The following is a 21,560-nucleotide window of genomic DNA, read 5'->3' on the forward strand; positions in this document are numbered from 1 at the left end:
CAGGCGGTCAGCTCGGGCGGCGGGCCCGGAGGGTCCACCCCCGGGCTGACGGGAAGCGGGTCAGCGCCAGGTGATGAGGCACCTGGCCGCGGTGTCGGCCGGTAGGCCGACAGTGTTACTGCTCGAACTTGTAGCCCAGTCCGCGGACGGTCACCAGGTGCTTGGGGTTGGCCGGGTCGGGCTCGATCTTGGCGCGCAGCCGCTTGACGTGGACGTCGAGGGTCTTGGTGTCGCCGACGTAGTCCGAGCCCCAGACCCGGTCGATGAGCTGCCCGCGGGTGAGCACCCGTCCGGCGTTGCGGAGCAGCAGCTCGAGCAGGTCGAACTCCTTGAGCGGCAGCGCGACCGCCTCACCGTCCACGGCGACGACGTGCCGCTCGACGTCCATGCGCACCGGGCCGGCCTCCAGCGCGCCGTCGGCGGGAACCTCGACGTCCCCCCGGCGGCGCAGGACGGCGCGGATGCGGGCGACCAGCTCGCGTGCCGAGTAGGGCTTGGTGACGTAGTCGTCGGCGCCCAGCTCCAGGCCGACCACCTTGTCGACCTCGGAGTCCTTGGCCGTCAGCATGATGATCGGGACGTTGCTGCGGGAGCGCAGCGCCCGGCAGACCTCGGTGCCCGGCAGCCCGGGCAGCATGAGGTCGAGCAGGACGATGTCCGCCCCGGCGCGGTCGAACTCGGCCAGGGCCTCGGGGCCGGTGGAGGCCACGACCGCCTCGAACCCCTCGCGGCCGAGCATGTAGGACAGCGCGTCGGAGAAGGACTCCTCGTCCTCCACCACCAGCACTCGGGTCATGACCGTCCTTCCTGGAGGACCTGGGCGGCGCCGGGCGCCGCGTCGGGGGTGTCCGGGCGGTCCTCGACCGCCAGGGGGATGCGCAGGGTGAACGTGGAGCCGAGGCCCTCCTCGCTCCACACGCTGATCGAGCCGCCGTGGTTGCTGGCCACGTGCTTGACGATCGCCAGGCCGAGCCCCGTGCCCCCGGTCCTGCTGGCCCGTGACTGGTCCACGCGGTAGAAGCGCTCGAAGACCCGTCCCCGGTCCTGGCGCGGGATGCCGATGCCGCTGTCGGTCACGGCGATCTCGGCGAAGCCGGAGCGCGCCCGGGCGCCCACGGCGATGCGGGTGTCGTCCGGGCTGTAGGCCACGGCGTTGGCCAGCAGGTTGGTCACGGCCGTCGAGAGCTGGGCCTCCACACCGCGCACGACGAGCCCCCGGCGACCGCCGACGGCGATGGTGATGCCCTTGGCGGCGGCGGCGAGGCCGGTGCGGTCGACGGCCTCGGCGAGCACGGTGTCGACGTCGACCGGCGCCAGCTCGGGCAGCGGCTCGGCGCCCTGCAGGCGGGAGAGGTCGATGAGCTCGCGGACCAGGCGGGCCAGCCGGTCGGCCTCGTGCGCCATGCGGGTGGCGAAGCGCTGCACCGTCTCGGGGTCGTCGGCGGCGCCCTGCACCGCCTCGGCCAGCAGCCCGAGCGCGCCGACCGGCGTCTTGAGCTCGTGCCCGACGTTGGCGACGAAGTCGCGGCGGACGGCCTCCACCCGGCGGGCCTCGGTGACGTCCTGCAGCACCAGGGCGACCGGGCCGGGCACCGGTGCCGGGCCGCTCTCCAGCCGCACGCCGTGGACGCCGACCGTGCGCGGGCCGCCACCGACGAGGTCGCCGGGCAGCGTCACGTCCGCCCGGCGGCTGCCCCCGCCGCGGACGTCGCGCACCAGGCGCAGCAGCTCGGGGACCAGCAGCCGGTGGTCGCGGACGATGCCGAGCCCGCGGGCGGCGGGGTTGGCCAGCACCACGGCGTCGTCGACGTCGAGCACGAGCACCGCCGGGTCCATGAGGTCGAGCAGCCGCCGGGCCAGCTGCGCCTCCCGCGCCGCGCCGTCGGGCTCGCCGGCCGTCCGCTCGGGGTGGCCGGCCGGGCGGCGGACGAGCAGGACGACGGCGGCCGCGACGACCGCGCCGACGACGAGGCCGGTCACGAGGGCGACCAGCGGGCTCACGAGGCAGATGCTAAGCCGCGGTGCGGCCCGGTCGTCCCCCGTCGGGGTGGCCGCGCGGCGCTGGGCGGGGACTGTTCACGCGGGCGTGTCCGCCCGTTCACCGGGCGGGGATCCGCACCACGCCCAGGGCTCCTACCCTCGAGATCCAGACGACGGCGCGCCGGATCAGACGGTGGCCGCACCCGCCGCCGGCCTCCGTGCGGCCGGCCACGAGGAGGACCCGTGCGCGAGCACTACCGCGGAGAACTCGAGGACATCAACGCCTGCCTGGTGGAGATGGCGAACTCGGTGGGCTCGGCGATGAGCACCGCCACGACCGCCCTGCTCGACGCCGACGTGTCCCTGGCCGATCTCGTCATCGCCGGGGACGAGCACGTCGACGCGGTGCGCGAGAGCATCGAGGAGCGCTGCTTCACCCTGCTGGCCCGTCAGCAGCCGGTCGCCACCGACCTGCGCACGATCACCACGGCCATGCGCATCGTCGCCGACCTCGAGCGCATGGGCGACCTCGCCGTCCACGTGGCCAAGCTGGCCCGGATGCGCTTCCCGGAGTCGGCCGTCCCCGCCGAGGTGCGGCCGATCCTCCTCGAGGCCGGCCACGTCGCGCAGAGCCTGGTCGCCAAGACCGGCGCGGTGATCGCCCGCCTCGACGTCCGGGCCGCCGCCGAGCTCGAGAGCGACGACGACCTCATGGACGCGCTGCACCGTCAGCTGTTCGGCGTGCTGCTGAGCCCCGGCTGGCCGCACGGCATGGAGGCGGCCATCGACATCACGCTGCTCGGCCGCTACTACGAGCGCTTCGCCGACCACGCCGTCAGCGTCGCCCGCCGGGTCGTCTACCTGGTCACCGGCGAGCGGCAGATGCAGGAGACCGCGAGCTAGAGCCGGTACCGGCCGCTCACGGGGCGCCAGTCCTCCGGCGGGTCCTCGCCGACCCGGCCGTCGACGGCCTCGCGGAGCAGGTCGGCGTGCCCGGTGTGCCGCCCGTACTCCTCGAGGAGGTCGCACACCAGCCGGCGCAGGCCCACCGGCTGCCCGTCGGGGCCCGTGAGGTGCACGAGCCGGTCGAGCCCGCCGTCGGCCACCGCCTCGGCCAGCCGCGCCCGGGACCGTGCCACGGCGTCGTCCCAGACGGCGTAGAGCTCGGCGGGGTCGTCGTCAGCGGCCGAGGTGAACGGCCGGTCGACGTCACCGGCCCGGGCGACCGCCTCCCAGCGCTCCCCGGGTGAGGTCCCCCGCAGCTTCCACGTCGTGGTGAGGTCCTCCACCAGCGCGAGGTGCTTCAACAGCCCGCCGAGGGTCAGCGCGGAGGCCCCGACCCGTGCCCGCAGGCCGGCGGCGTCGAGGCCGTCGGCCTTCCAGCGGAACGTGGTGCGGAGCCGGTCCAGCGCCCCCAGCAGGTGCTCGGTCTCGGTGCCGGTGAACGGGGGCTCCCAGGGCCGGAGCCCACCGGTCACTTCTTGCCCTGGTTCTTGACCGCCTCGATGGCGGCCGCGGCGGCCTCCGGGTCGAGGTACTCACCGCCGGGCTTGACCGGCGTGAGGTCGGCGTCGAGGTCGTAGCGCAGCGGGACGCCGGTGGGGATGTTGAGGCCCACGACCTCCTCCTCCCCCATGCCGTCGAGGTGCTTGACCAGCGCCCGCAGGCTGTTGCCGTGCGCGGCCACGAGCACGGTGCCGCCGCTGCGGAGGTCGGGCACGATCGCGTCGTACCAGTACGGCAGCATCCGGACGACGACGTCGGCCAGGCACTCGGTGGCCGGGCGCACCTCCGGCGGCAGGAACGCGTAGCGCGGGTCGCCGTCCTGGGCGTACTCGCTGCCGGCCTCGATCGGCGGCGGCGGGGTGCTGTAGGAGCGGCGCCACACCATGAACTGCTCCTCGCCGTACTCGGCGAGGGTGGCGGCCTTGTCCTTGCCCTGCAGCGCGCCGTAGTGCCGCTCGTTGAGCCGCCACGACCGGCGCACCGGGATCCACTGCCGGTCGGCGGCGGCCAGCGCGAGCTCGGCGGTGGTGATCGCCCGCTTGAGCAGCGAGGTGTGCAGGACGTCGGGCAGCAGGCCGTGCTCGGCGAGCAGCTGCCCGCCGCGGGCAGCCTCGGCGCGGCCCTTCTCCGACAGCTCGACGTCGACCCACCCGGTGAACAGGTTGGCCTTGTTCCACTCGCTCTCGCCGTGGCGGAGCAGCACGAGGGTGCCCGGGGCGTTCACCGCTGACATCGTCACGGGCCCATCCTGCCCGAACCGCGCTCAGCCGGTCACCAGCGGCCAGAGCACCCAGACCTCGTAGAGGACCGGCGGCGCCAGCCCGGCCAGCAGCCACGGACTGCGCACCCGGCGGGCCGCGCCCCACCGCACCGCGGCGACCAGCGCCACGCAGCAGGTGACGGCGACGCCCAGCCACAGCGCGGTCGCGGCCACGTCGACGACGAACAGCTGGGCGAACACCAGCTGCACCGCACACAGCAGCAGCGGGTAGACCAGCCCGGAGGCGGCGACGACGCCGATCAGCGCGCGGGCCAGGCGCTCCTGCTGCGCGGGCGGGTCGGTCACCGGCCCCACGCTAGGCGCCGGGGCACGCCCACGCGCGGGTGTTCAGGACGGCGTCGACCGCGGACGACGCCGTCCCGGGAGCCAGACCAGGACGACGACCGCGGCGACCGCCGAGGCGGTCGCCGTCCCGACGGCGGTGACGTGCATGGCGGACACGAACGCCTCGCGGGCGGCCCCGACCAGCGCCTCGGCCGCGGCGGCCCGCTCCTCGTCGCCGGCCGCGCGGGCCGCGACGGCGGTGACCCGAGCGGCCTCGAGGGTGGCCGCGATCGAGGTGCTCGCCTCGTCGCGCACCGCGGCCGGCAGCACGTCGACGGCCCGGCCGACGTTCGCCGCGTAGGCGGTGGCGAGCAGCGAGCCGAGGATGGCCACGCCCAGGGCGCCGCCGACCTGGCGGACGGTGTTGTTCACCGCGGCGCCCGCGCCGGCCTTCTCCCGCGGCACCACCGACATGATCGACTCGGTGGCCGGCGCCATCACCGCGCCCATGCCGAGGCCCTGCACGCTCAGCGCGGTGACCAGGAGCCACAGCGGGGCGTCCTGGTCGAGCAGCTGGAACCCCAGGAAGGACAGCGTGATGAGCACGAACCCGCCCGCGCAGACGGCCTTGGCGCCCAGGCGCTCGGCCAGCCGGGAGCTGCAGGGCGCCATCAGGGCCATCCCCAGTGCCACCGGGATGAGCGCCGCACCCGACTGCAGCGGGTCGTAGCCGCGCGCCCCCTGCAGGTAGTACACGAGGTAGAAGGTGGCGCCCATCAGGGCGAAGAAGTTCAGGCCCAGCGCCGCGGCCGCCGCGGAGAAGGCCGGCAGGCGGAACAGCGAGACGTCGAGCGCCGGGTGCGTCGACCGCCGCTGCAACCAGACGAACAGCGCCATGAGCACCACGCCGCCGACCAGCGGCACGAGCACGCCCGGCGTCACCCAGCCCACCCCCGAGCCGCCGTGGATGATCCCGTAGACCAGGCCGGCCAGGGCGGCGATCGACAGCAGCACCCCCGGGACGTCGAGCCGGCCCGGCTCGGGGTCGCGCGACTCCGGCACGAACGCGATGGTGCCCAGCACGCCGAGGGCGGCCACCGGGACGCCGATGAGGAAGATCGCGCCCCACCAGAAGTGGGTGAGCACCGCGCCGCTGGCCAGCGGCCCACCGGCCACGGCCAGGCCCGCGGTGGCCGCCCAGATGCCGATCGCCCGGCCGCGCTCGCTCTCCGGGAAGACGTTGGTGATGACGGCGAGGGTGGTCGGCTGCACGGCCGCGCCGCCGACGCCCATCACCGCCCGGTACGCGATGAGCTCCAGCGGGCTGTCGGAGGTGGCGGCCAGCACCGAGCCCGTCGCGAAGACGGTCAGGCCGATGAGCAGGACCGTGCGGCGGCCGATCCGGTCGCCGATGACGCCCCAGGAGAACAGCAGCCCGGCGAAGACGACGATGTAGGCGTCCACGGCCCACTGCAGCTCGCCCTGGGTCGCGCCGAGCTCGCGCTGCAGCGTCGGTATGGCCACGTTGAGCGTCGTGTTGCCCATGATCACCACGAGCAGGCAGACCGTCATGGTGGCCAGCACCCACCACCGCCGGGCGTGGCCCGGACGCTCCCCGGCCGGCGCCGCGGCCGGTGCGGCGGGCGCGGGCGGTGCGGCGGGCGCGGGCGGTGCGGCGGGCGCGGCCGCGCGGTCCCGCCCGGTCGCGGTCACGCCCCGCCGTCCGGGGCGGTCCCTCCCCCGTCGCCCCGGGCCGGGCCGGACGCGCCGCCCGGCGTCTGCGAGCGGCTCCCGGCCTGCGCGAAGGCCGCGAAGGCCTCCAGGTTGCGCAGCGACTCCCCGCGCTTGACCCGCCACTCCCACTCCCGGCGGATCGAGCTGCCGAAGCCGATCTCGAGCATCGTGTTGAAGTGGTCGTCGGCGTAGCTGAGGACGGCGCCGAGCAGCCGGTCGAGCTCGTCGGGCGTCACCGCGGCGTGCGGGACCCGGCCGGTCAGGTAGACGTCCCCGACCCGGTCCACCGAGTAGGCGACGCCGTACATGCGGGCGTTGTGCTGCAGCAGGTAGGTCCACAGCTGCTCGCGGTTCTCGTCGGGCTGGCGGCAGACGAACGCCTCCACCCGCAGCGCGTGCTCGCCGACGATGAGCCCGCACACCGTCTTGAGCTTCTTGGTGCCGGGCAGGTCGACCAGCCACCGGCCCGGCGCCGGGTGCTCGTGCACCAGCTCGGCATCCCGCAGCGTCCGGTCGATGACCGCGTCCAGCGCGGCGACGACGTCCGCGCGCGCCGGCCGCGCGCCGCCGTCGGTGCTCACCGCGTTCCCCGGCTCACCGTGCCACCCGCATCACCAGGCCACCTGGGTCCCGGCCACCGGCCACAGTGCACCGACGGCCCGCTCGCGCCGCGCGGCGGCCGCCGCCGCGGCCATCTCGGCGGCCGCGGAGCCGTAGGCCGCCACCAGCGCGTCAGCGGTGCGGTCCCAGGAGAAGTCCCCGGCGTGTCGGCGGGCGCCGGCGGCCAGCAGGGGGCGCCGGGCGAGCACCGCGCGGATGGCGGCGGCGTAGGCGGCCGGGTCGCGGCCCTCGACCAGCACCCCGGAGACGCCGTCGCGCACGGCGGTCCGCAGCCCGCCCACCGCGGCGGCCACGACGGGCGTCCCGCAGGCCTGCGCCTCGAGCGCGACCAGCCCGAAGGACTCGTTGTGGCTCGGGACGACGGCGACGTCGGCGGCCCGGTAGTGCAGCGCCAGCCGGTCGGGCGCCTGCGGCGGCAGGAAGCGCACCCGGTCGGCGATGCCCAGCCGCCCGGCCAGCTCCTCCAGCCGGCGCGGCGCCTCCAGGCCCGACCCGCTCGGCGCGCCGACCACGTGCACCCGCAGCCGGCCGCGCAGGGCGGGATCGTCCTCGAGCATCCGCGCGGCCGCCTCGAGCAGCAGGTCGGGGGCCTTGAGCGGCTGGATCCGGCCGACGAAGGTCAGCACGACGGCGTCGGCGGGCACGCCCAGCGCGCGGCGGGCGGCGGCGCGGTCGCCGGGGCGGAAGCGGTCGAGGTCGACGCCCGGGGGGACGACGAGGGTGCGCCGGGGGTCGGCCCCGTAGTGCTCGACGAGCTGGCGGGCCTCCTCCTCGGTGTTCGCCACCAGCCGGTCGGCCTCGGCGACCACCTGCTCCTCGCCGATGACGCGGGCGCGCGGCTCGGGCCGGTCGCCGGCGGCGAGCGCGGCGTTCTTCACCTTGGCGAGGGTGTGCGCGGTGTGGATGAGCGGGACGCTCCACCGGTCGCGCGCCAGCCAGCCAACCTGCCCGGACAGCCAGTAGTGCGAGTGGACGACGTCGTAGTGGCCGGGCTCGTGCTGCGCCTCCTCGCGCAGGACACCGGCGGTGAAGGCGCACAGCTGCGCGGGCAGCTCCTCCTTGCCCAGACCCTCGAACGGGCCCGCGCTGACGTGCCGCACGGTGACCCCGGGGCTCATCTCGACCACCGGCGGCAGGTCGCTGGAGGTGGCCCGGGTGAACACGTCGACGGCGATGCCCCGCGCGGCCAGCCTGCGGGAGACCTCGACGATGTAGACGTTCATCCCCCCGGCGTCGCCGGCGCCGGGCTGGTCGAGCGGGCTGGTGTGCACCGAGACCGTGGCCACCCGCCGGGGCGCGCGCGGGGTGAGCAGGCGGCGAGCAGGCACACCGACCTCCCGCCAGGACCCGTCCCGGGCGCCGTGAGAGCACCCCTGTCGACTCCCCATCCTGCAACAGGGTCAGGATGACCACATGTCCGCCCCCGTCTCCTCCGCGCTGCCCGGGACCGGGCGCACCGCCGTCGTCACCGGTGCCTCCAGCGGCATCGGGGCCGCCACCGCGACCCGGCTGGCGGCCGAGGGCTTCGACGTCGTCCTCGGTGCGCGCCGGATGGACCGGCTGACCGAGCTGGCCGCCGCCATCGGCGCCCGCGCGCTGCCGCTCGACGTCACCGACGCCGCCTCGGTCGACGCCTTCGTCGCCGAGCTGCCGCGCGTGGACGTGCTGGTGAACAACGCCGGGGGCGCGTTCGACGCCAACCCGGTGGCGCGGGCCGACCTGGACTCCTGGGCGCGGACCTTCGAGGTCAACGTGCTCGGCACCGTTCGGCTGACCAAGGCGCTGCTGCCCGCGCTGGTCGCCTCCGGCGCCGGCGACGTGCTGTTCGTCGGCTCGACCGCGGGGCTGGTCAGCTACGAGGGCGGGGCGTCCTACACCGCGGCCAAGCACGGCGTGCACACGCTGGCCGAGACGCTGCGCCTGGAGGTGTTCGACCAGCCGGTGCGGGTGATCGAGATCGCGCCCGGGATGGTGCGCACCGAGGAGTTCGCGGTCAACCGGGTCGGCGACCAGGAGCGGGCCGACGCCGTCTACCGCGGGGTGCGCGAGCCGCTGGTGGCCGACGACGTCGCCGACTGCATCGCCTGGGCGCTCACCCGCCCGCACCACGTCAACGTCGACCTGCTCGTCGTCCGCCCGCGCGCGCAGGCCGCCCAGCACAAGGTGCACCGCGAGGGCTGACCAGCAGCCCTCGCCCCGCGCGAGATCTGCACAGTGGTCGCCATCAGCCGATCGATGGCGACCACTGTGCAGATCTCGGTCACAGCCGGGTGGGCTCCGGGACCAGCGTGACGCCGAAGCGCTCCCGGACGGCGGCGACGACGCGGTCGGCGAAGGCCATCAGCTCGGCCGCCGTCGCCCCGGGCTCGGTGGTCAGCGCCAGGCTGTGCCGCGACGACGTCCCGACCCGGCCCTCCCGCGTGCCGCGCCCGAAGCCGGCCGACTGCACCAGCCAGGCGGCGCTGAGCTTGACCCGCCCGTCACCGGCCGGCCAGCTCGGGCAGCCGGGCACCGCCTGCTCGGCGGGGACGACGGGGTTGGTGAAGAACGACCCGGCGCTGCGGGTGTCGGGGTCGGCCGGGTCGACGACCATCCCCTTGCCGCGGCGCAGGTCGAGCACGGCGGCGCGGACGTCGGCCAGCGGCGCCCGGCCGCCGAGGTCCACGCCCAGCCGCTTGGCCAGCTCGGCGTAGCCGACGGGGCGCGACAGCGGGCCGGGGTCGAGCGTGAAGTCCACGGTGAGGACGACGAAGCGGCCGGGCTCGCGCTTGAGCCGGCTGTCGCGGTAGCCGAAGGCGCACTGGTCGTTCGAGAGCGTCCGCTCGGTCTTCTCGGCGCGGTCGTAGACGCGCACCGCGGTGATCGTCTGGGCGACCTCCTGCCCGTAGGCGCCGACGTTCTGCACGGGGGTCGCGCCGGTGGAGCCGGGGATGCCCGAGAGGGCCTCCATGCCGGCCAGCTCCTGCTCGACGGTCAGCGCGACCAGGTCGTCCCAGTCCTCACCGGCCTGCACCTCGAGGGTGTCGCCGCGCCGCTCGACCCCGCGGCTGCGGACGGCGACGACGTCGCCGTCCCACCCCTCGTCGGGGGCGACGAGGTTGGACCCGCCGCCGAGCACCAGCAGCGGCCGGCCGGCCTCGTCGGCCTCCCGCACCGCGGCGACGAGCTCGGCGGCGTCGGAGACCTCGACCAGCCGGCCGACGGGTCCCCCGATCCCGAGGGTGGTCAGGTCGGCGAGACGGGCGTCGGAACGGACGAGCACCGTCCCACGGTAGCCGCGGGGCGCCAACCGGCCCGGGAGGCGGGCTACCCTCGGGACCGGTGAGCGACGGGGGCGGCGAGCACAAGCGCCGGGCGAGCCTCACCCCGCGCAGGGCCCACCCCCGCCTGGCGGCCGGCCGGGCGCGGGCCCTCGGCCTCCCGACCCGCGGGACGACGAACGCCAACCGGCTGCGCCGCGTCGACCGCTGGATCCTCGCCACCCAGGTGCCCCGGCTGCGCGACGCCGCCCGGCCGCTGGTGGTCGACCTCGGCTACGGCTCCTCGGCGGTCACCACCCTCGAGCTGGCCGAGCGGCTGACCCCGGAGGTGCCCGGCCTCGAGGTGGTCGGCCTGGAGATCGACCCGGCCCGGGTCGCCGCCGTCGCCGAGGACCGCGACCCGCCGCGGATCGACTTCCGCACCGGCGGTTTCGAGCTGGCCGGGCTGCAGCCGGTGCTGGTGCGGGCGTTCAACGTGCTGCGCCAGTACGACGAGGCCTCGGCGGCGCGGGCGTGGGAGACCATGCGCGCCGCGCTGGGGCCGGGCGGGCTGCTGGTGGAGGGCACCTGCGACGAGTGGGGACGCCGCGCCACGTGGGTGGCGCTGGACGCCGACGGGCCGCTCACGCTCACGCTGGCCGCCCGGGTCGCCGACCTCGACCGCCCGTCCGACCTCGCCGAGCGGCTGCCCAAGGCGCTGGTCCACCACAACGTGCCCGGCCGGCCGGTGCACGGGTTCCTGCGCGCCCTCGACGCGGCGTGGGCGGCCGCGGCGGGGCTGGCGACCTTCGGCCCGCGGCAGCGGTGGGCGGCGGCGGTGCAGACGCTCGCCGACGACGGCTGGCCGCTGGTGGGCTCCACCCGGCGCTGGAGGCACGGGGAGCTGACCGTGCGCTGGTCGGCGGTCGCGCCCGCGTGAGGCGCGGCGAGCGGCCGGCGGTCGTCCCGCCCGGCCCCACGGCGGTCGACGGCGGCACCGCCGAACTCCTCGGCGACGCCGACCGCGACGGCTCGTGGGTGCTGCTCGTCGACGGCACCCCGCAGTCGCACGTCGACCTCGACGACCCCGCACACCTGGAGTTCGAGTACGTGCGGCGGATGGGCCACGTGCTCGACCTGGCCGCACCGGAGGGCGAGCCGGTGGACGCGGTCCACCTCGGGGGCGGCGCGCTGACGCTGCCGCGCTACCTGGCGGTGACCCGGCCGGGCTCGCGCCAGAGCGTGGTGGAGCTCGACGGGCGGCTCACCGACCTGGTGCGCACCCACCTGCCCCTGCCGCGGGGGGCGGCGCGCGTGCGGGTGCGGGCCGCCGACGCCCGCGCCGGGCTGGCGGCCCTCCCCACCGGAAGCGCCGACGTCGTGGTCAGCGACGTCTTCGCCGGCGCCCGCACGCCGGCCCACCTGACCACCGTCGAGTTCGCCGCCGAGGCGCGGCGGGTGCTGCGGCCCGGCGGCGTCCTCACGGCCAACGTGGCCGACGGCCCGCCGCTGCGCTTCGCCCGCGGACAGGTCGCCACGCTGCGGGCGGTGTTCGGGCACGTGTGCCTGCTCGCCGAGCCCGGGACGCTGCGCGGCCGCCGCTTCGGCAACCTGGTCGCGGTCGCCTCCGACGCGCCGCTGCCGGTCGCGGCCCTGACCCGGCGCTGCGCCGCCGACCCGATGCCGGCCCGGGTGGTGGCCGGGGACGACCTGGACCGGTTCACCGGGACGGCGCAGCCGGTGCACGACGCCGACGCCGTGCCCTCCCCCGAGCCGCCTCCGGGTGTGTTCAGCCGCTGAGGAAGGACCCCGTCCCGAGGCTCATCCCTCGCAAGCTCGGGACGAGCCTCGGGACGGGGCCGGGAGCCCTAAGGTCGGGGCATGACCCACCCCGCCCCGCGCCGCCTCGCCCGCGACACCCAGCACGCGATGATCGCCGGCGTCTGCGCCGGCCTCGCCCGCAGCTTGGGCATCTCGACGGGCGCCCTGCGGCTGGCCTTCGTGATCTCCTGCATCCTGCCCGGGCCGCAGTTCGTCGCCTACCTGGTGCTGTGGCTGGTCATGCCGCGCGACGACCGGTTCTGACCGGCCGCCGCGACACTCACCAGGAGTTGTTGCCCCGCTGGACGCCGCGCACCGCGGGCCGCACGTCGACGAGGTAGACGACGCCGGCGATGACCGCCGGCAGGCCGAGGAAGCTCATCGGCCCCTGCAGGAACAGCACGACGGCCGCGAGGGCTGTGATCGCGACCCAGGCCGGCTTGGTGAGCTTGCCCGCCGCGACGTAGCCGGTGGCCGGGCGGACCACCGCGTCGACGAGCGCCCAGGCCACCAGCGCCAGGGTGAGCCAGTACAGGCCCTCGAGCAGGACCCCGTCGAAGGACATGCCCGGAGGGTACCCGCCGGGTGGGCTCCGGCACCCCCTCCGAGGGGGCAGTCCCGGGACGGCACAGGGCCCCGGAGCGCGGGTGCAGCTCCGGGGCCCTGGGCCTCAGGCCCCCTCCAGGGCACCGCCCCGAGCGTGCGAGGGGTGGGGAGGAGGGGGTCCTTCGTCAGTTGGTGCTGGTGGCCTTGCGGGCGCGGCTCACGCGGGCCGAGGTGCCCTTGGCGCCGGTCTTGGCGGCCGGGCTGGTGCGCGTGGCCGGCTTGCGGGCGGCCTCGGCCACGGTCTCGTCCACGGTCTCGGCAGTCTCGTCGATCGCCGCCTTCGCGGAGTCGGCGGCCTCGTCGACGACGGCCTCGGCCTTGGCGGCGGCCTTGGCGGTCTTCGAGGCGGCCTTCTGGACCAGCGAGGTGACCTCGTCGGAGGCCTCGCTCACGGCCTCGGCGGTCTCCTCGATGGCCTCCTCGACGACGTCCTCGACGCGGTCGACGACCTGCTCGGCGCGGCCGGCGAACCGGCGGAAGGCCGGCTGGCGGCGCAGCTCCTGGAGAACGTCGGCGCCACGGTCGGCCAGCGTCTCGATGGTGCTGACGGCCTGGGTGCGAGCGGTCTCGAGCAGCTCGGCGACGTTGTTCGCGACCGTGTCGGGACGGACGGCGACGACCAGCTGACGGGCGCGGTCGGCGGCCTGCTCGGCGCGCGTGCGGGCCTCCTTGGCGGCCAGGTCGACCTGGACCTGGGCCTCACCGGGGAGGGCCTCGGCGCGGGAGCGCAGCGTGGCGAGCGCGGTGCGGGCCTGCTCGACGGCCAGGTCGCCGGCGCCGACGGCGGCCAGCAGCGGGGTGCGGCCGCGCTCGGCGACCTGCTTGACGGTGTCGGTGGTGCTCATGCGGACTCCTTGGAGGGGGCGGGGGCCGGTCCGGCCCCGGGGGTGCGGTCCTGGACGGCGTCCTCCGGGGTGCCGGGGGGAGCGCCGGTGGTGTCTGGCGCCGTCCGCTCGCGGACGGCGGCGTGCTCGCGGACGTAGGTCTCGTACAGCTCCAGCAGCACGGCCTTGTGCCGCTCGGAGAGCTGGTCGTCGGACCGGATCGCCGCGAGGGTGTCGGGGTTGCCGGCCCGCCGGTCGAGGATGCCCGCCTGCTCGTAGAGCGACTCGGCGGAGATCTTCAGACCCCGGGCGATGGCGGCCAGGATCTCCGCCGACGGCTTGCGCAGCCCCCGCTCCACCTGCGAGAGGTAGGGGTTGCTCACCCCCGCGGTGCGGGCGAGCTCGCGCAGGGACACCCGGGCGGCGCTGCGCTGCTCCCGGATGTACTCCCCCACCTGCGAGCGCACCGCCGAGACCGACTGGGCCTCGGCCGCGACGGTCTCCGCGACGCTGCCGGCGAGCTGGTCCACCTTCTCGCGGACCGACCTCACCTGACCGCTCACGAACTCGCCGGGGGTCTGCACGTACTCCACGGTAACCAGCAGTGCTAGCTGTTGCAAGCACAGGCGCCAGCACTCTCCCGTGAGTCCCCTCACACCCCGGCGGGCCGGCTGGGCCCGGCCAGGACGGCCGACGGCCGGACCTCGCCGACGACCCCGTCGCCGCCGCTCACGGGGGTGACCGCCCAGCGCGCCAGCGCGCCGGCGTCGACGCCGAGACGGCCCAGCGCGGCGGCGAGCACCGGGGTCCGCCCGCGGTCACCGCCGTCGTCGAGCTTGAGCGCCACCGCACCCTGCCCGGGCAGCGCGGCGACGTGCACGCCGTCGGCGCCGCCCTTGACCAGCAGCCCGGGGACGGCGGTCATGAGGTCGGTGTCCTCCCGGCCGGTGCCGGCCACGTACCAGGGGTGCGCGCGCATCGCGTCGGCCACCGCGCGCTCCGGGCTCCCGGACGGCGCGGCCACCAGCGAGCCGACGCCGCGGGCGAGCCCGGTGAGCGAGAGCCCGTGCTGGGGTGCCCCGCACCCGTCGACGACGACCGCGGCCACCGGCTCGCCGGCCGCTGCAGCCAGCCGGGCCTCGATCGCCTGCTGCAGCGGGTGCTCCCGGTCGAGGTAGCCCGCGGTCGGCCAGCCGGCGGCGACGCAGGCGGCCAGCATCGCGGCGTGCTTGCCGGAGCAGTTCATGGCCAGCCGCTCGGGCTCGCGGCCGGCGACCAGCCAGGCGGCGCGGGTCGGCTCGTGCCCGGGCAGCGCCGCGGGGCAGCCGAGCGCCTCCGGGCCCAGCCCGGCGGCGGCCAGCACGCCCGCGGCGAGGTCGCGGTGCCCGTCCTCCCCGGAGTGCGAGCCCGCGGCGATCGCCAGCTCCTCCTCCGAGCGGGGGCGCCAGCCGGCGGCCAGGTAGGTCGTGGCCTGGACGGGCTTGTTGGCCGAGCGCGGCAGCACCGGCCGCTCGACGTCGCCGGCCGACCAGCGGACCTCGCCCTCCGGGCCCACGACGACGACGGCGCCGCGGTGCACCGACTCCAGGAACCCCGACCGCCACACCTCCACGAGCACCGGCGCCTCCGGCCACCCCGGTGACGTGCTGGAACGGCCACGCTCCAGGGGCCCGCGCCGAGCCTGCGAGGCGTGGGGGGGAGCGTGGTCCCTCATCGACCTTCGTCGGCGAGCAGGGCGGCGACGTCGGCCTCGCCGTTGCGGTAGCGCCGGGCCAGCTCGCCGGCGAGTGCGTCCATGACCTGCTGGACGCCGCGGCGCCGCTCGGACAGCTGGCCCTCGGCGGCGGCGAGCGCGCGGGCGGCCTGCTCGAGGTCGGCGTCGGGCAGCTCGGGGACCGCGGAGAGGTCGACGTCCGGCGTCAGGCCGTTCACCCAGGACTCGGCCCCGCCCGGGGACGCCGGCTGCACCGTCTGGTGCCGGCCCAGGCCGTGCGCCGGGCCGCGGCCCTTCTCGGCGAGGATCTCCGGCAGCAGGTCGACCAGCGAGCGGCCGTCGTGCTCGGCGCGCCGCTGCAGCTCGCGGCGGACGATGTCGAGCCGCCCCTGCAGCAGCCGCCGCGTGTAGGAGAGGTCGACCTCCGCCTGCTCGGCCCGGCGGCGCAGCGTCCGCACCTCGGACATGGGGCGCGCGTCCACGCCCTCCAGGAAGCCGGGGTGCAGCAGCGCGTCGACGGCCTGCCCACCGGCGGGGGTCGGGGAGGAGCTTCCGGAGGTCACCGCCCGATGGTGGCAGACCGGACGGCCCGGACCCGGTCGCGGGCCGCGGCCCGGGTGTCGTCGCGCGCGTCGCGGTCACCGGCGGCGTCGTCGGGGTCGAGCGCGGCGCGCGAGCCACCGACGGTCAGCGCGGCGTCCGGGGCCACCGACCGCTTGACCAGGGCCAGGGCGACGACGCCGAACTCGTGGTGGCGCACGACGGTGCCGACCCGGCCGACGTCGCGGGTGCCGGCCAGCACCGGCGTCCCCGGGACGGGCAGGTCCTCGCTGACGCCGTCGAGGTGCAGCAGGACCAGCCGCCGCGGCGGGCGGCCGAGGTTGTGCACCCGCGCGACGGTCTCCTGCCCGCGGTAGCAGCCCTTCTCGAGGTGGACGGCGGTCGAGAGCCACGCCAGCTCGTTGGGGATGGTGCGGTGGTCGGTGTCGACGCCGTGCCGCGGGCGGCGGGCCTCCACCCGCAGCGCCTCGTAGGCGTCCAGGCCCGCGACCCCGGCGCCGGCGGCGGTCAGGGCGTCGGCGCGGGCGGCCAGCTCGGCGCGCGGCACGAGCAGGTCGAACGCCGTCGCCGCGCCGTCGCCGAGGGCCGGCACGCGCCGGACGAAGCCACCGCCGGGCAGCGCCACGACGGCGGACGGCGCGTCGGGGGCGGGCAGCCCCGCGGCGGCCAGGACCTCCGGCGCTCGGGGGCCGACCAGCGCGAGCAGCGCCCAGGTGTCGGTGACCAGCGCCGGCTCGACGCGGAGCATGAACACCATCCGCTGCAGGAAGGTGAGCAGCTCCGCACCCGTGCCCGGCTCGACGTCGGCCCAGGTGGTGCCGCCGAGCTCGGCGAGGACGAGGTGGTGCTCGACGTGGCCGTGCGGCGAGAGGACCAGCGCCTCGGTGCCGCTGCCGTCGGCCAGCCGCTCGAGGTGCTGGCTGGTCAGGCTGTGCAGCCAGGTCAGCCGGTCGGCGCCGGGCACGGTGAGCACGTCGCGGTCGCTGCGGTCGACGAGGCCGGCGCCCTCGGCGAGCAGCCGCTGCTCGCGCAGCGGGTCGCCGTAGTGGACAGCGACCTGGTGGGCGGCGGCGGTCGCACCCTCGGCGACGACGGCCCCCGGCCGCGCGGCCAGCGGTGAGGTGGTGGTCATGACTGCTCCGTCCCGGACTCTCGGCAGCGGCGGCACGTCCCCGACAGCGCGACGTGCCCCACGTCCACGGTGAAACCCAGGTCGGCCGCCAGACGTTCCGCGGCCTGGTCGAGCAGCGCGGGGTCGGCTGAGGCGATGTCGCCGCAGGAGGCGCAGACCACGTGCAGGTGCGGGTGCTCGGAGGAGTGGTAGACCGGCGCCCCCTTGCCCAGGTGGGTGTGCCAGACCAGGCCGAGCCGCTCGAGCAGCTCGAGGGTCCGGTAGACCGTGGACGTGTCGGGTGCCGCGCCGCCGGGCCCCGCCTGCTCGCGCAGCCGCGCGCCGATGGCCTCGGGCGTGGCGTGGTCGAGCGCGGAGACGGCCGCGAGCACCTGCTCGCGCTGGGGCGTCAGCCGCAGGCCCCGGGCCCGCAGCCGCTCGGCCAGGGGAGCGGGACCGTGCTCGGAAGCCACGACGACCAGCCTATGTCGGCCCCCGTGCAGGGTCCCGCCGCGAGCCTGCGAGTGTGGACGGACCCCGTCCCCCTCACCCCTCGCACGCTCGGGCGAGCCTCCGGACGGGGCCGTCAGGCGACGGCGCTGCGGGCGCCGGCCAGCACCCGGGACAGCGCCTCCAGGTAGCGGGCCGGGACGGCGTGCTCGCCGCGCGGGGCGAGGAACCGGGCCACGGTCGCGCCGGTGACCTCGGCGGCCGCCGCGGCCTCCGCCCCGACCGCCCGCACGACCGGGGCGTTCCCCCAGGACGCACTGGCCGCCAGGTGCGCCATCGCCGCCGCGCTCTCCGCCCGCTCCCCCACGCAGTCGAACGGCTTCTCGGTGGCCCACAGCGCGCGGAAGCCGTCGGCCAGCGACACGTCGTCCAGGGGGTTGCCGCCGAACATCTCCACCGCCTCGGCGGGGCGGAGGAAGACCGCGAAGCAGAGGAAGGTGAACAGGCACTTGTCGCAGTGCAGGCACCAGCGCTGCTCGGCCTGCCCGCCCGTGTGCCGCTGGGTGTAGGAGCGGTTGCAGCTGAGGATGTCCGCGCGCAGCGGCAGCGCGGCGACGGCGGCGACGGTGGCCAGCTCCGACAGCTGCCGGGTGAGGCTGAAGTAGCCGACGCCGAGCTCCGCGGCGGCCGCGGTGAACAGCTGCTCGAATGCGAAGGACTTCGAGTACTGGTGGTTGACGCTCGCGCCGCCGATCGTGAGCGTCTCCTCGTCGGCCGAGCGCTCGTTGGCGAACACCACCGGGTCGTAGCCGCCGAGGACGGCCGCCAGCGTCGAGATCGCCGAGTTGATCGCGGTCACCGGCACGTGCCCGTTCAGGCCCCCCTGCGCCGTCCGCTCGGCCAGCAGCGGGTCCAGCCGCCGGCGCACCTCGACCAGCGGCGCCCCGGCCGCCCGCGCGACGTCGCGCTGCGCGCCGGTCGGGTTGACCGCCAGCGCGGTCCCGTCGGGGATGACGACGAGGGCCAGCGCGGAGTCCTTGCCGCCGCCCACCGGCAGCAGCGCTCCGCGGGTGCCGCCGGCCGGCGCCGGGCCCGGCTCGCGGATCTCGACGTCGAACTCGACGCGGTGCGGCACCGCCAGCCCGTTGACCGCGGCGAACTCACCGAGCCCGTGCGTGTAGGCGGCCGCGGCGACGGCGGCCTGGGCGGCGGTGACCGGCCGCTCCACGGTCACCCGGCCGGGCGCCGCGAGCTTGTAGTAGCTGGTGCCCATGACCAGGTGGACGAGGTCGAGCGCGGCCTCCACCTGCTCTGGGGCGCTCCCGGTCAGCAGCGAGCGGTCGAGGGTCAGCCGCTCGGTGAACTCGTCGTCGCCGAGCCGGTAGGTGAAGGCGGCCTCGCCGGTCGCCGGGTCGAACGAGCGGCCGGCGACGACGAAGGCGCCCGTCTCAGAGCGCACGGACACGCTCGGCGCCGGCGTCGGCGAGGATCTGCTCATAGGTGGCTGCCAACTCCTCGAAGTCGCGGAAGCGGTTGTAGCTGGGGGCGCCGGGCGAGAGCAGCACGACGCCGCCGGGCGGGGTGGTCGCGACCGCCGTCGCCACCGCCTCCTCCAGCGACGCCGTCTCGGCCAGGCGCACCGGGACGCCGGCGGCCTCCCGGCGGACGTCGGCGGCCAGCCGGGCCCCGGTGTCGGGGATGGTGACCAGCGCGACGGCGTCCCGCCGGACCACCAACGCGCGGGCCAGGTCGGTGTAGTCCAGGCCGCGGTCCTGGCCCCCGGCGACCAGCGTGACCGGGCGCCCGGCCAGCGCGTCGAGGGCGGCCAGCACCGAGACCGGCGTGGTGGAGAGCGTGTCGTCGACGAAGGTCACCCCGCCGAGCGCGGCCACCGGGGAGAGCCGGTGCGGCAGCGCGCGGAAGCCGGCCACGGCGTCGGCGACGGCGTCGGCGCGGCCGGCCAGGTCGGCGCCCATGAGCGCGCAGGCGCCCAGCGCGACCACGACGTTGCTGCGGTTGTGCGCGCCGGGCAGGTGCACCGGGACGACGCGCTCGGCCAGCCCGGCGGGGACGACCTCGGCCGGGTCGACCAGCTGCGCCGGGTCGAGGAACCGCACCGCCAGTGGCCGGGCCTGCGCGCTCACGACCACCGAGCGCTCGGGGCAGGCGCCGAAGACGCGCAGCTTGTCGCGGTAGTAGGTGTCGACCGAGCCGTGCCAGTCGAGGTGCTCGGGCGCCAGCGAGGTGAGCGCGCCACGGCCGGTGAAGTCGGGGACGGCGGCGGCCTGGTAACTGGAGACCTCGACGACGAGCGTGCGGTCGCCGACGTCGGCCAGGACGTCGAGCAGCGGGGTGCCGATGTTGCCGGCGTGCACCGCCGGGCGGCCCGCGGCGGTGAGGACGGCGGCGGCCAGGGCGCTGGTGGTGCTCTTGCCCTTCGTGCCGGTGACGCACAGCACCGGCACCCCGCGGTCGGCGGCCTCGGCCAGCGCCACGCCGGTGCCGGTCGTCACCACGGTGTGGTCGGCCAGCGCCCGGGCGTCCTCCCGGTACGGGCTGATGCCCGGCGACCGGAACACGACGTCGCAGCCGGCGAGGTCGGCGACGCCGGCGGTCGCGACGCCGGCGGGCAGCGACGCGGGGTCGACCGGGCGGCTGTCGGCGACCAGGACGGCGGCGGCCCCGGCGGCCAGCGCGGCCCGGACGGCGGCCCGCCCCTCGCGGCCGTGCCCCCACACACCGACCCGCCGGCCGGCCAGCTCGGCCAGGCGGAGGGAGCGCTCCCGCGGGGGCGGCGCCGGGCGGGGGTCCACGGCGACCACTCTACGGAGGCCCCCGGTGCGGGGACGGCGACGACGGGGCCGCCCCGATACGGTGGGGACGGGTGTGCCGGGAAGTCTGGTCGGCGAGCTGCTCCTGAGTGGGCAGAGCCCACCCGACCCCTCCCCGCGGAGCCGCCCCGTGACCACCCCCGCCGGATCGACCCGGGTCTTCGCCCGCGGCTCCTGGTCCGAGGCCCGCCGGATCGCCGACGTCCTGCGCAAGGAGACCGTCGGCGGTGTCCTGCTGCTGGCCGGCACCGTCGTCGCGCTCGTCTGGGCCAACTCGCCGTGGGCGGACTCGTACGGGGCGCTGCGGGACACCCGCGTCGGCCCGGCGTCGCTGCACCTGGACCTGACGCTGGGCACCTGGGCCGCCGACGGCCTGCTGGCGGTCTTCTTCTTCGTCGCCGGGCTCGAGCTCAAGCGGGAGTTCGTCGCCGGGGACCTGCGCGACCCGCGCCGGGCCGTGCTGCCGGTCGCCGCCGCGGTGGGCGGCATGACCGTGCCGGCGCTGCTCTACGCGTTGGTCAACCTCGGCGGGGACGGCGCGCTGCGGGGCTGGGCGATCCCCACGGCCACCGACATCGCCTTCGCCCTCGCCGTCCTGGCGGTGATCAGCACCCACCTGCCCAGCGCGCTGCGGACCTTCCTGCTCACCCTCGCCGTCGTCGACGACCTGCTGGCCATCACGATCATCGCGGTCTTCTACACGTCGTCGCTGGCGGCCGGCTGGCTGGCGCTGGCCCTGGTGCCGCTGGCGGTGTTCGGGTTCCTGGTGCAGAGGCGGGTCCGCTCCTGGTGGCTGCTGCTGCCGCTGGCGGTGCTCACCTGGGTGCTCGTCCACGAGTCCGGCGTGCACGCCACGGTGGCCGGCGTGCTGCTGGCCTTCACCGTGCCCGTCGTGCGCAGCGAGGCGGCCGGCGGTCCGGAGGCGGGGCCGGGCCTGGCCGAGCACCTCGAGCACCGGTTCCGGCCGCTGTCGGCCGGCGTCGCGGTGCCGCTGTTCGCCTTCTGCGCCGCCGGGGTCACCGTCGGCGGGCTCTCGGGCCTGGTGGAGTCCCTCGGCGACCGGGTGGCCCTGGGCATCGTCGCGGGCCTGGTCGTCGGCAAGGTCGTCGGCATCGTCGGCGCCACCTGGCTGGTCACCCGGTTCACCCGGGCGGAGTTCGCCGACGAGCTGGGCTGGCCGGACCTGGTGGGCATGGCCCTGCTCGGCGGGATCGGGTTCACCGTCTCGCTGCTCATCGGCGAGCTCGCCTTCGGTGTCGGCACCGAGCGCGACGACCACGTCAAGGTCGGCGTTCTCGTCGGCACGGTGCTCTCGGCGCTGCTGGCCACGGTCGTGCTGCGGCTGCGCAACCGGCGCTACCGGCGGATCGAGGAGCTCGAGCGGGTCGACGCCGACGCCGACGGCATCCCCGACGTGTACCAGCGCGACCCCGACACGCCCGGGGCGCCGGGGACGCGCCGCGGTTCCGCTGACGGCTGAAGAACGTCGTTGCCGACCTCCGGACCGCGTCGTACCG

Annotated in this window: 24 protein-coding genes; 6 read left to right on the plus strand and 18 right to left on the minus strand. The window is 76.5% G+C overall.

The window, feature by feature from the left end:
• Positions 1–115 precede the first annotated feature (115 nt).
• Together ACU616_RS05610 and ACU616_RS05615 are read right to left on the minus strand one after the other, a co-directional pair.
• Positions 116–796, minus strand: a complete 681-nt coding sequence (locus tag ACU616_RS05610) for a winged helix-turn-helix domain-containing protein (RefSeq protein WP_446757488.1) — start codon at positions 794–796, stop codon at positions 116–118.
• Positions 793–2,001, minus strand: a complete 1,209-nt coding sequence (locus ACU616_RS05615; RefSeq protein WP_446757489.1) for a sensor histidine kinase — start codon at positions 1,999–2,001, stop codon at positions 793–795. Before ACU616_RS05615 ends, ACU616_RS05610 begins: the two co-directional genes overlap by 4 nt.
• A 222-nt stretch (positions 2,002–2,223) precedes the next feature.
• Between ACU616_RS05615 and phoU the strand changes: the two genes are divergently transcribed.
• The gene (phoU, locus tag ACU616_RS05620) at positions 2,224–2,883 is read left to right on the plus strand and encodes a phosphate signaling complex protein PhoU (protein WP_446757490.1); all 660 of its coding nucleotides are present in this window, start codon (positions 2,224–2,226) and stop codon (positions 2,881–2,883) included.
• Here phoU and ACU616_RS05625 read toward each other — a convergent pair.
• Genes ACU616_RS05625 through mshA form a run of 6 tightly spaced genes read right to left on the minus strand, consistent with a single transcriptional unit; the run spans position 2,880 to position 8,214 of the window.
• The gene (locus tag ACU616_RS05625; protein WP_446757491.1) at positions 2,880–3,458 is read right to left on the minus strand and encodes a mycothiol transferase; all 579 of its coding nucleotides are present in this window, start codon (positions 3,456–3,458) and stop codon (positions 2,880–2,882) included. The two genes, phoU and ACU616_RS05625, sit on opposite strands and share 4 nt — an antisense overlap.
• On the minus strand, positions 3,455–4,219 hold the full coding sequence (locus tag ACU616_RS05630) for a phosphoglyceromutase (protein WP_446761455.1): 765 nt from the start codon (positions 4,217–4,219) through the stop codon (positions 3,455–3,457). The genes ACU616_RS05625 and ACU616_RS05630 overlap by 4 nt, the downstream gene beginning before the upstream one ends.
• Before the next feature lie 30 nt (positions 4,220–4,249).
• Entirely contained in the window at positions 4,250–4,552 is a 303-nt protein-coding gene (locus ACU616_RS05635; protein WP_446757492.1) for a hypothetical protein, read from the minus strand.
• A 42-nt stretch (positions 4,553–4,594) separates the two neighbouring features.
• Positions 4,595–6,244 carry an MFS transporter gene (locus ACU616_RS05640; RefSeq protein WP_446757493.1) on the minus strand — a complete coding sequence of 550 codons (1,650 nt, stop codon included), beginning with the start codon at positions 6,242–6,244 and terminating at the stop codon, positions 4,595–4,597.
• Complete coding sequence (locus ACU616_RS05645) at positions 6,241–6,846, minus strand: YbjN domain-containing protein (protein ID WP_446757494.1); 606 nt, start codon at positions 6,844–6,846, stop codon at positions 6,241–6,243. Before ACU616_RS05645 ends, ACU616_RS05640 begins: the two co-directional genes overlap by 4 nt.
• Positions 6,847–6,876: 30 nt before the next feature.
• A complete protein-coding gene (gene mshA, locus ACU616_RS05650; protein ID WP_446757495.1) occupies positions 6,877–8,214 on the minus strand; it encodes a D-inositol-3-phosphate glycosyltransferase in 1,338 nt (445 codons plus the stop codon).
• Between the two features lie 85 nt (positions 8,215–8,299).
• On the opposite strand from mshA, the gene ACU616_RS05655 reads away from it, so the two are divergent.
• Positions 8,300–9,067: an SDR family oxidoreductase gene (locus ACU616_RS05655; RefSeq protein WP_446757496.1), complete on the plus strand. Its 768-nt coding sequence runs from the start codon at positions 8,300–8,302 to the stop codon at positions 9,065–9,067.
• 79 nt (positions 9,068–9,146) lie between these two features.
• Here ACU616_RS05655 and ACU616_RS05660 read toward each other — a convergent pair whose 3' ends face one another.
• Positions 9,147–10,148 (minus strand): UDP-N-acetylmuramate dehydrogenase, encoded by a 1,002-nt coding sequence (locus ACU616_RS05660; RefSeq protein ID WP_446757497.1) that lies wholly within the window; start codon positions 10,146–10,148, stop codon positions 9,147–9,149.
• A gap of 59 nt (positions 10,149–10,207) precedes the next feature.
• On the opposite strand from ACU616_RS05660, the gene ACU616_RS05665 reads away from it, so the two are divergent.
• The 3 genes from ACU616_RS05665 (at position 10,208) to ACU616_RS05675 (ending at position 12,210) form a co-directional block, all read left to right on the plus strand.
• Positions 10,208–11,065 (plus strand): class I SAM-dependent methyltransferase, encoded by an 858-nt coding sequence (locus tag ACU616_RS05665; RefSeq protein ID WP_446757498.1) that lies wholly within the window; start codon positions 10,208–10,210, stop codon positions 11,063–11,065.
• On the plus strand, positions 11,062–11,925 hold the full coding sequence (locus ACU616_RS05670) for a spermidine synthase (RefSeq protein ID WP_446757499.1): 864 nt from the start codon (positions 11,062–11,064) through the stop codon (positions 11,923–11,925). Before ACU616_RS05665 ends, ACU616_RS05670 begins: the two co-directional genes overlap by 4 nt.
• Before the next feature lie 81 nt (positions 11,926–12,006).
• Positions 12,007–12,210: a PspC domain-containing protein gene (locus ACU616_RS05675; protein ID WP_446757500.1), complete on the plus strand. Its 204-nt coding sequence runs from the start codon at positions 12,007–12,009 to the stop codon at positions 12,208–12,210.
• Between the two features lie 16 nt (positions 12,211–12,226).
• On the opposite strand, the gene ACU616_RS05680 is transcribed toward ACU616_RS05675, so the two are convergent.
• The 9 genes from ACU616_RS05680 to murD all read right to left on the minus strand — a co-directional run bounded on the left by ACU616_RS05680 (position 12,227) and on the right by murD (position 20,025).
• Positions 12,227–12,511 (minus strand): DUF2516 family protein, encoded by a 285-nt coding sequence (locus ACU616_RS05680; protein WP_446757501.1) that lies wholly within the window; start codon positions 12,509–12,511, stop codon positions 12,227–12,229.
• A gap of 166 nt (positions 12,512–12,677) precedes the next feature.
• The gene (locus ACU616_RS05685) at positions 12,678–13,397 is read right to left on the minus strand and encodes a hypothetical protein (protein WP_446757502.1); all 720 of its coding nucleotides are present in this window, start codon (positions 13,395–13,397) and stop codon (positions 12,678–12,680) included.
• Positions 13,394–13,960: a helix-turn-helix domain-containing protein gene (locus tag ACU616_RS05690; RefSeq protein WP_446757503.1), complete on the minus strand. Its 567-nt coding sequence runs from the start codon at positions 13,958–13,960 to the stop codon at positions 13,394–13,396. The genes ACU616_RS05685 and ACU616_RS05690 overlap by 4 nt, the downstream gene beginning before the upstream one ends.
• A 68-nt stretch (positions 13,961–14,028) precedes the next feature.
• A complete protein-coding gene (locus ACU616_RS05695) occupies positions 14,029–14,994 on the minus strand; it encodes an asparaginase (protein WP_446757504.1) in 966 nt (321 codons plus the stop codon).
• 92 nt (positions 14,995–15,086) lie between these two features.
• Entirely contained in the window at positions 15,087–15,653 is a 567-nt protein-coding gene (locus ACU616_RS05700) for an RsiG family protein (RefSeq protein ID WP_446757505.1), read from the minus strand.
• Complete coding sequence (ygfZ, locus tag ACU616_RS05705) at positions 15,650–16,783, minus strand: CAF17-like 4Fe-4S cluster assembly/insertion protein YgfZ (protein WP_446757506.1); 1,134 nt, start codon at positions 16,781–16,783, stop codon at positions 15,650–15,652. The genes ACU616_RS05700 and ygfZ overlap by 4 nt, the downstream gene beginning before the upstream one ends.
• Entirely contained in the window at positions 16,780–17,235 is a 456-nt protein-coding gene (locus ACU616_RS05710) for a Fur family transcriptional regulator (protein WP_446757507.1), read from the minus strand. Before ACU616_RS05710 ends, ygfZ begins: the two co-directional genes overlap by 4 nt.
• A gap of 113 nt (positions 17,236–17,348) precedes the next feature.
• Positions 17,349–18,671, minus strand: a complete 1,323-nt coding sequence (locus ACU616_RS05715; RefSeq protein WP_446757508.1) for a hypothetical protein — start codon at positions 18,669–18,671, stop codon at positions 17,349–17,351.
• The gene (gene murD / locus ACU616_RS05720) at positions 18,661–20,025 is read right to left on the minus strand and encodes a UDP-N-acetylmuramoyl-L-alanine--D-glutamate ligase (protein WP_446757509.1); all 1,365 of its coding nucleotides are present in this window, start codon (positions 20,023–20,025) and stop codon (positions 18,661–18,663) included. Before murD ends, ACU616_RS05715 begins: the two co-directional genes overlap by 11 nt.
• A gap of 148 nt (positions 20,026–20,173) precedes the next feature.
• Between murD and nhaA the strand changes: the two genes are divergently transcribed.
• A complete protein-coding gene (gene nhaA, locus ACU616_RS05725) occupies positions 20,174–21,523 on the plus strand; it encodes a Na+/H+ antiporter NhaA (protein WP_446757510.1) in 1,350 nt (449 codons plus the stop codon).
• Positions 21,524–21,560 lie beyond the last annotated feature (37 nt).

The sequence above is a fragment of the Geodermatophilus sp. URMC 62 genome (genome assembly GCF_052931475.1).

Excerpts from the sequence above, each read along its gene's own strand:
- ACU616_RS05610 (WP_446757488.1), bottom strand. The coding sequence starts at position 796 with ATGACCCGAGTGCTGGTGGTGGAGGACGAGGAGTCCTTCTCCGACGCG.
- ACU616_RS05630 (WP_446761455.1), bottom strand. The coding sequence starts at position 4,219 with ATGTCAGCGGTGAACGCCCCGGGCACCCTCGTGCTGCTCCGCCACGGC.
- ACU616_RS05655 (WP_446757496.1), top strand. The coding sequence starts at position 8,300 with ATGTCCGCCCCCGTCTCCTCCGCGCTGCCCGGGACCGGGCGCACCGCC.
- ACU616_RS05675 (WP_446757500.1), top strand. The coding sequence starts at position 12,007 with ATGACCCACCCCGCCCCGCGCCGCCTCGCCCGCGACACCCAGCACGCG.
- ACU616_RS05680 (WP_446757501.1), bottom strand. The coding sequence starts at position 12,511 with ATGTCCTTCGACGGGGTCCTGCTCGAGGGCCTGTACTGGCTCACCCTG.
- ACU616_RS05685 (WP_446757502.1), bottom strand. The coding sequence starts at position 13,397 with ATGAGCACCACCGACACCGTCAAGCAGGTCGCCGAGCGCGGCCGCACC.
- ygfZ (WP_446757506.1), bottom strand. The coding sequence starts at position 16,783 with ATGACCACCACCTCACCGCTGGCCGCGCGGCCGGGGGCCGTCGTCGCC.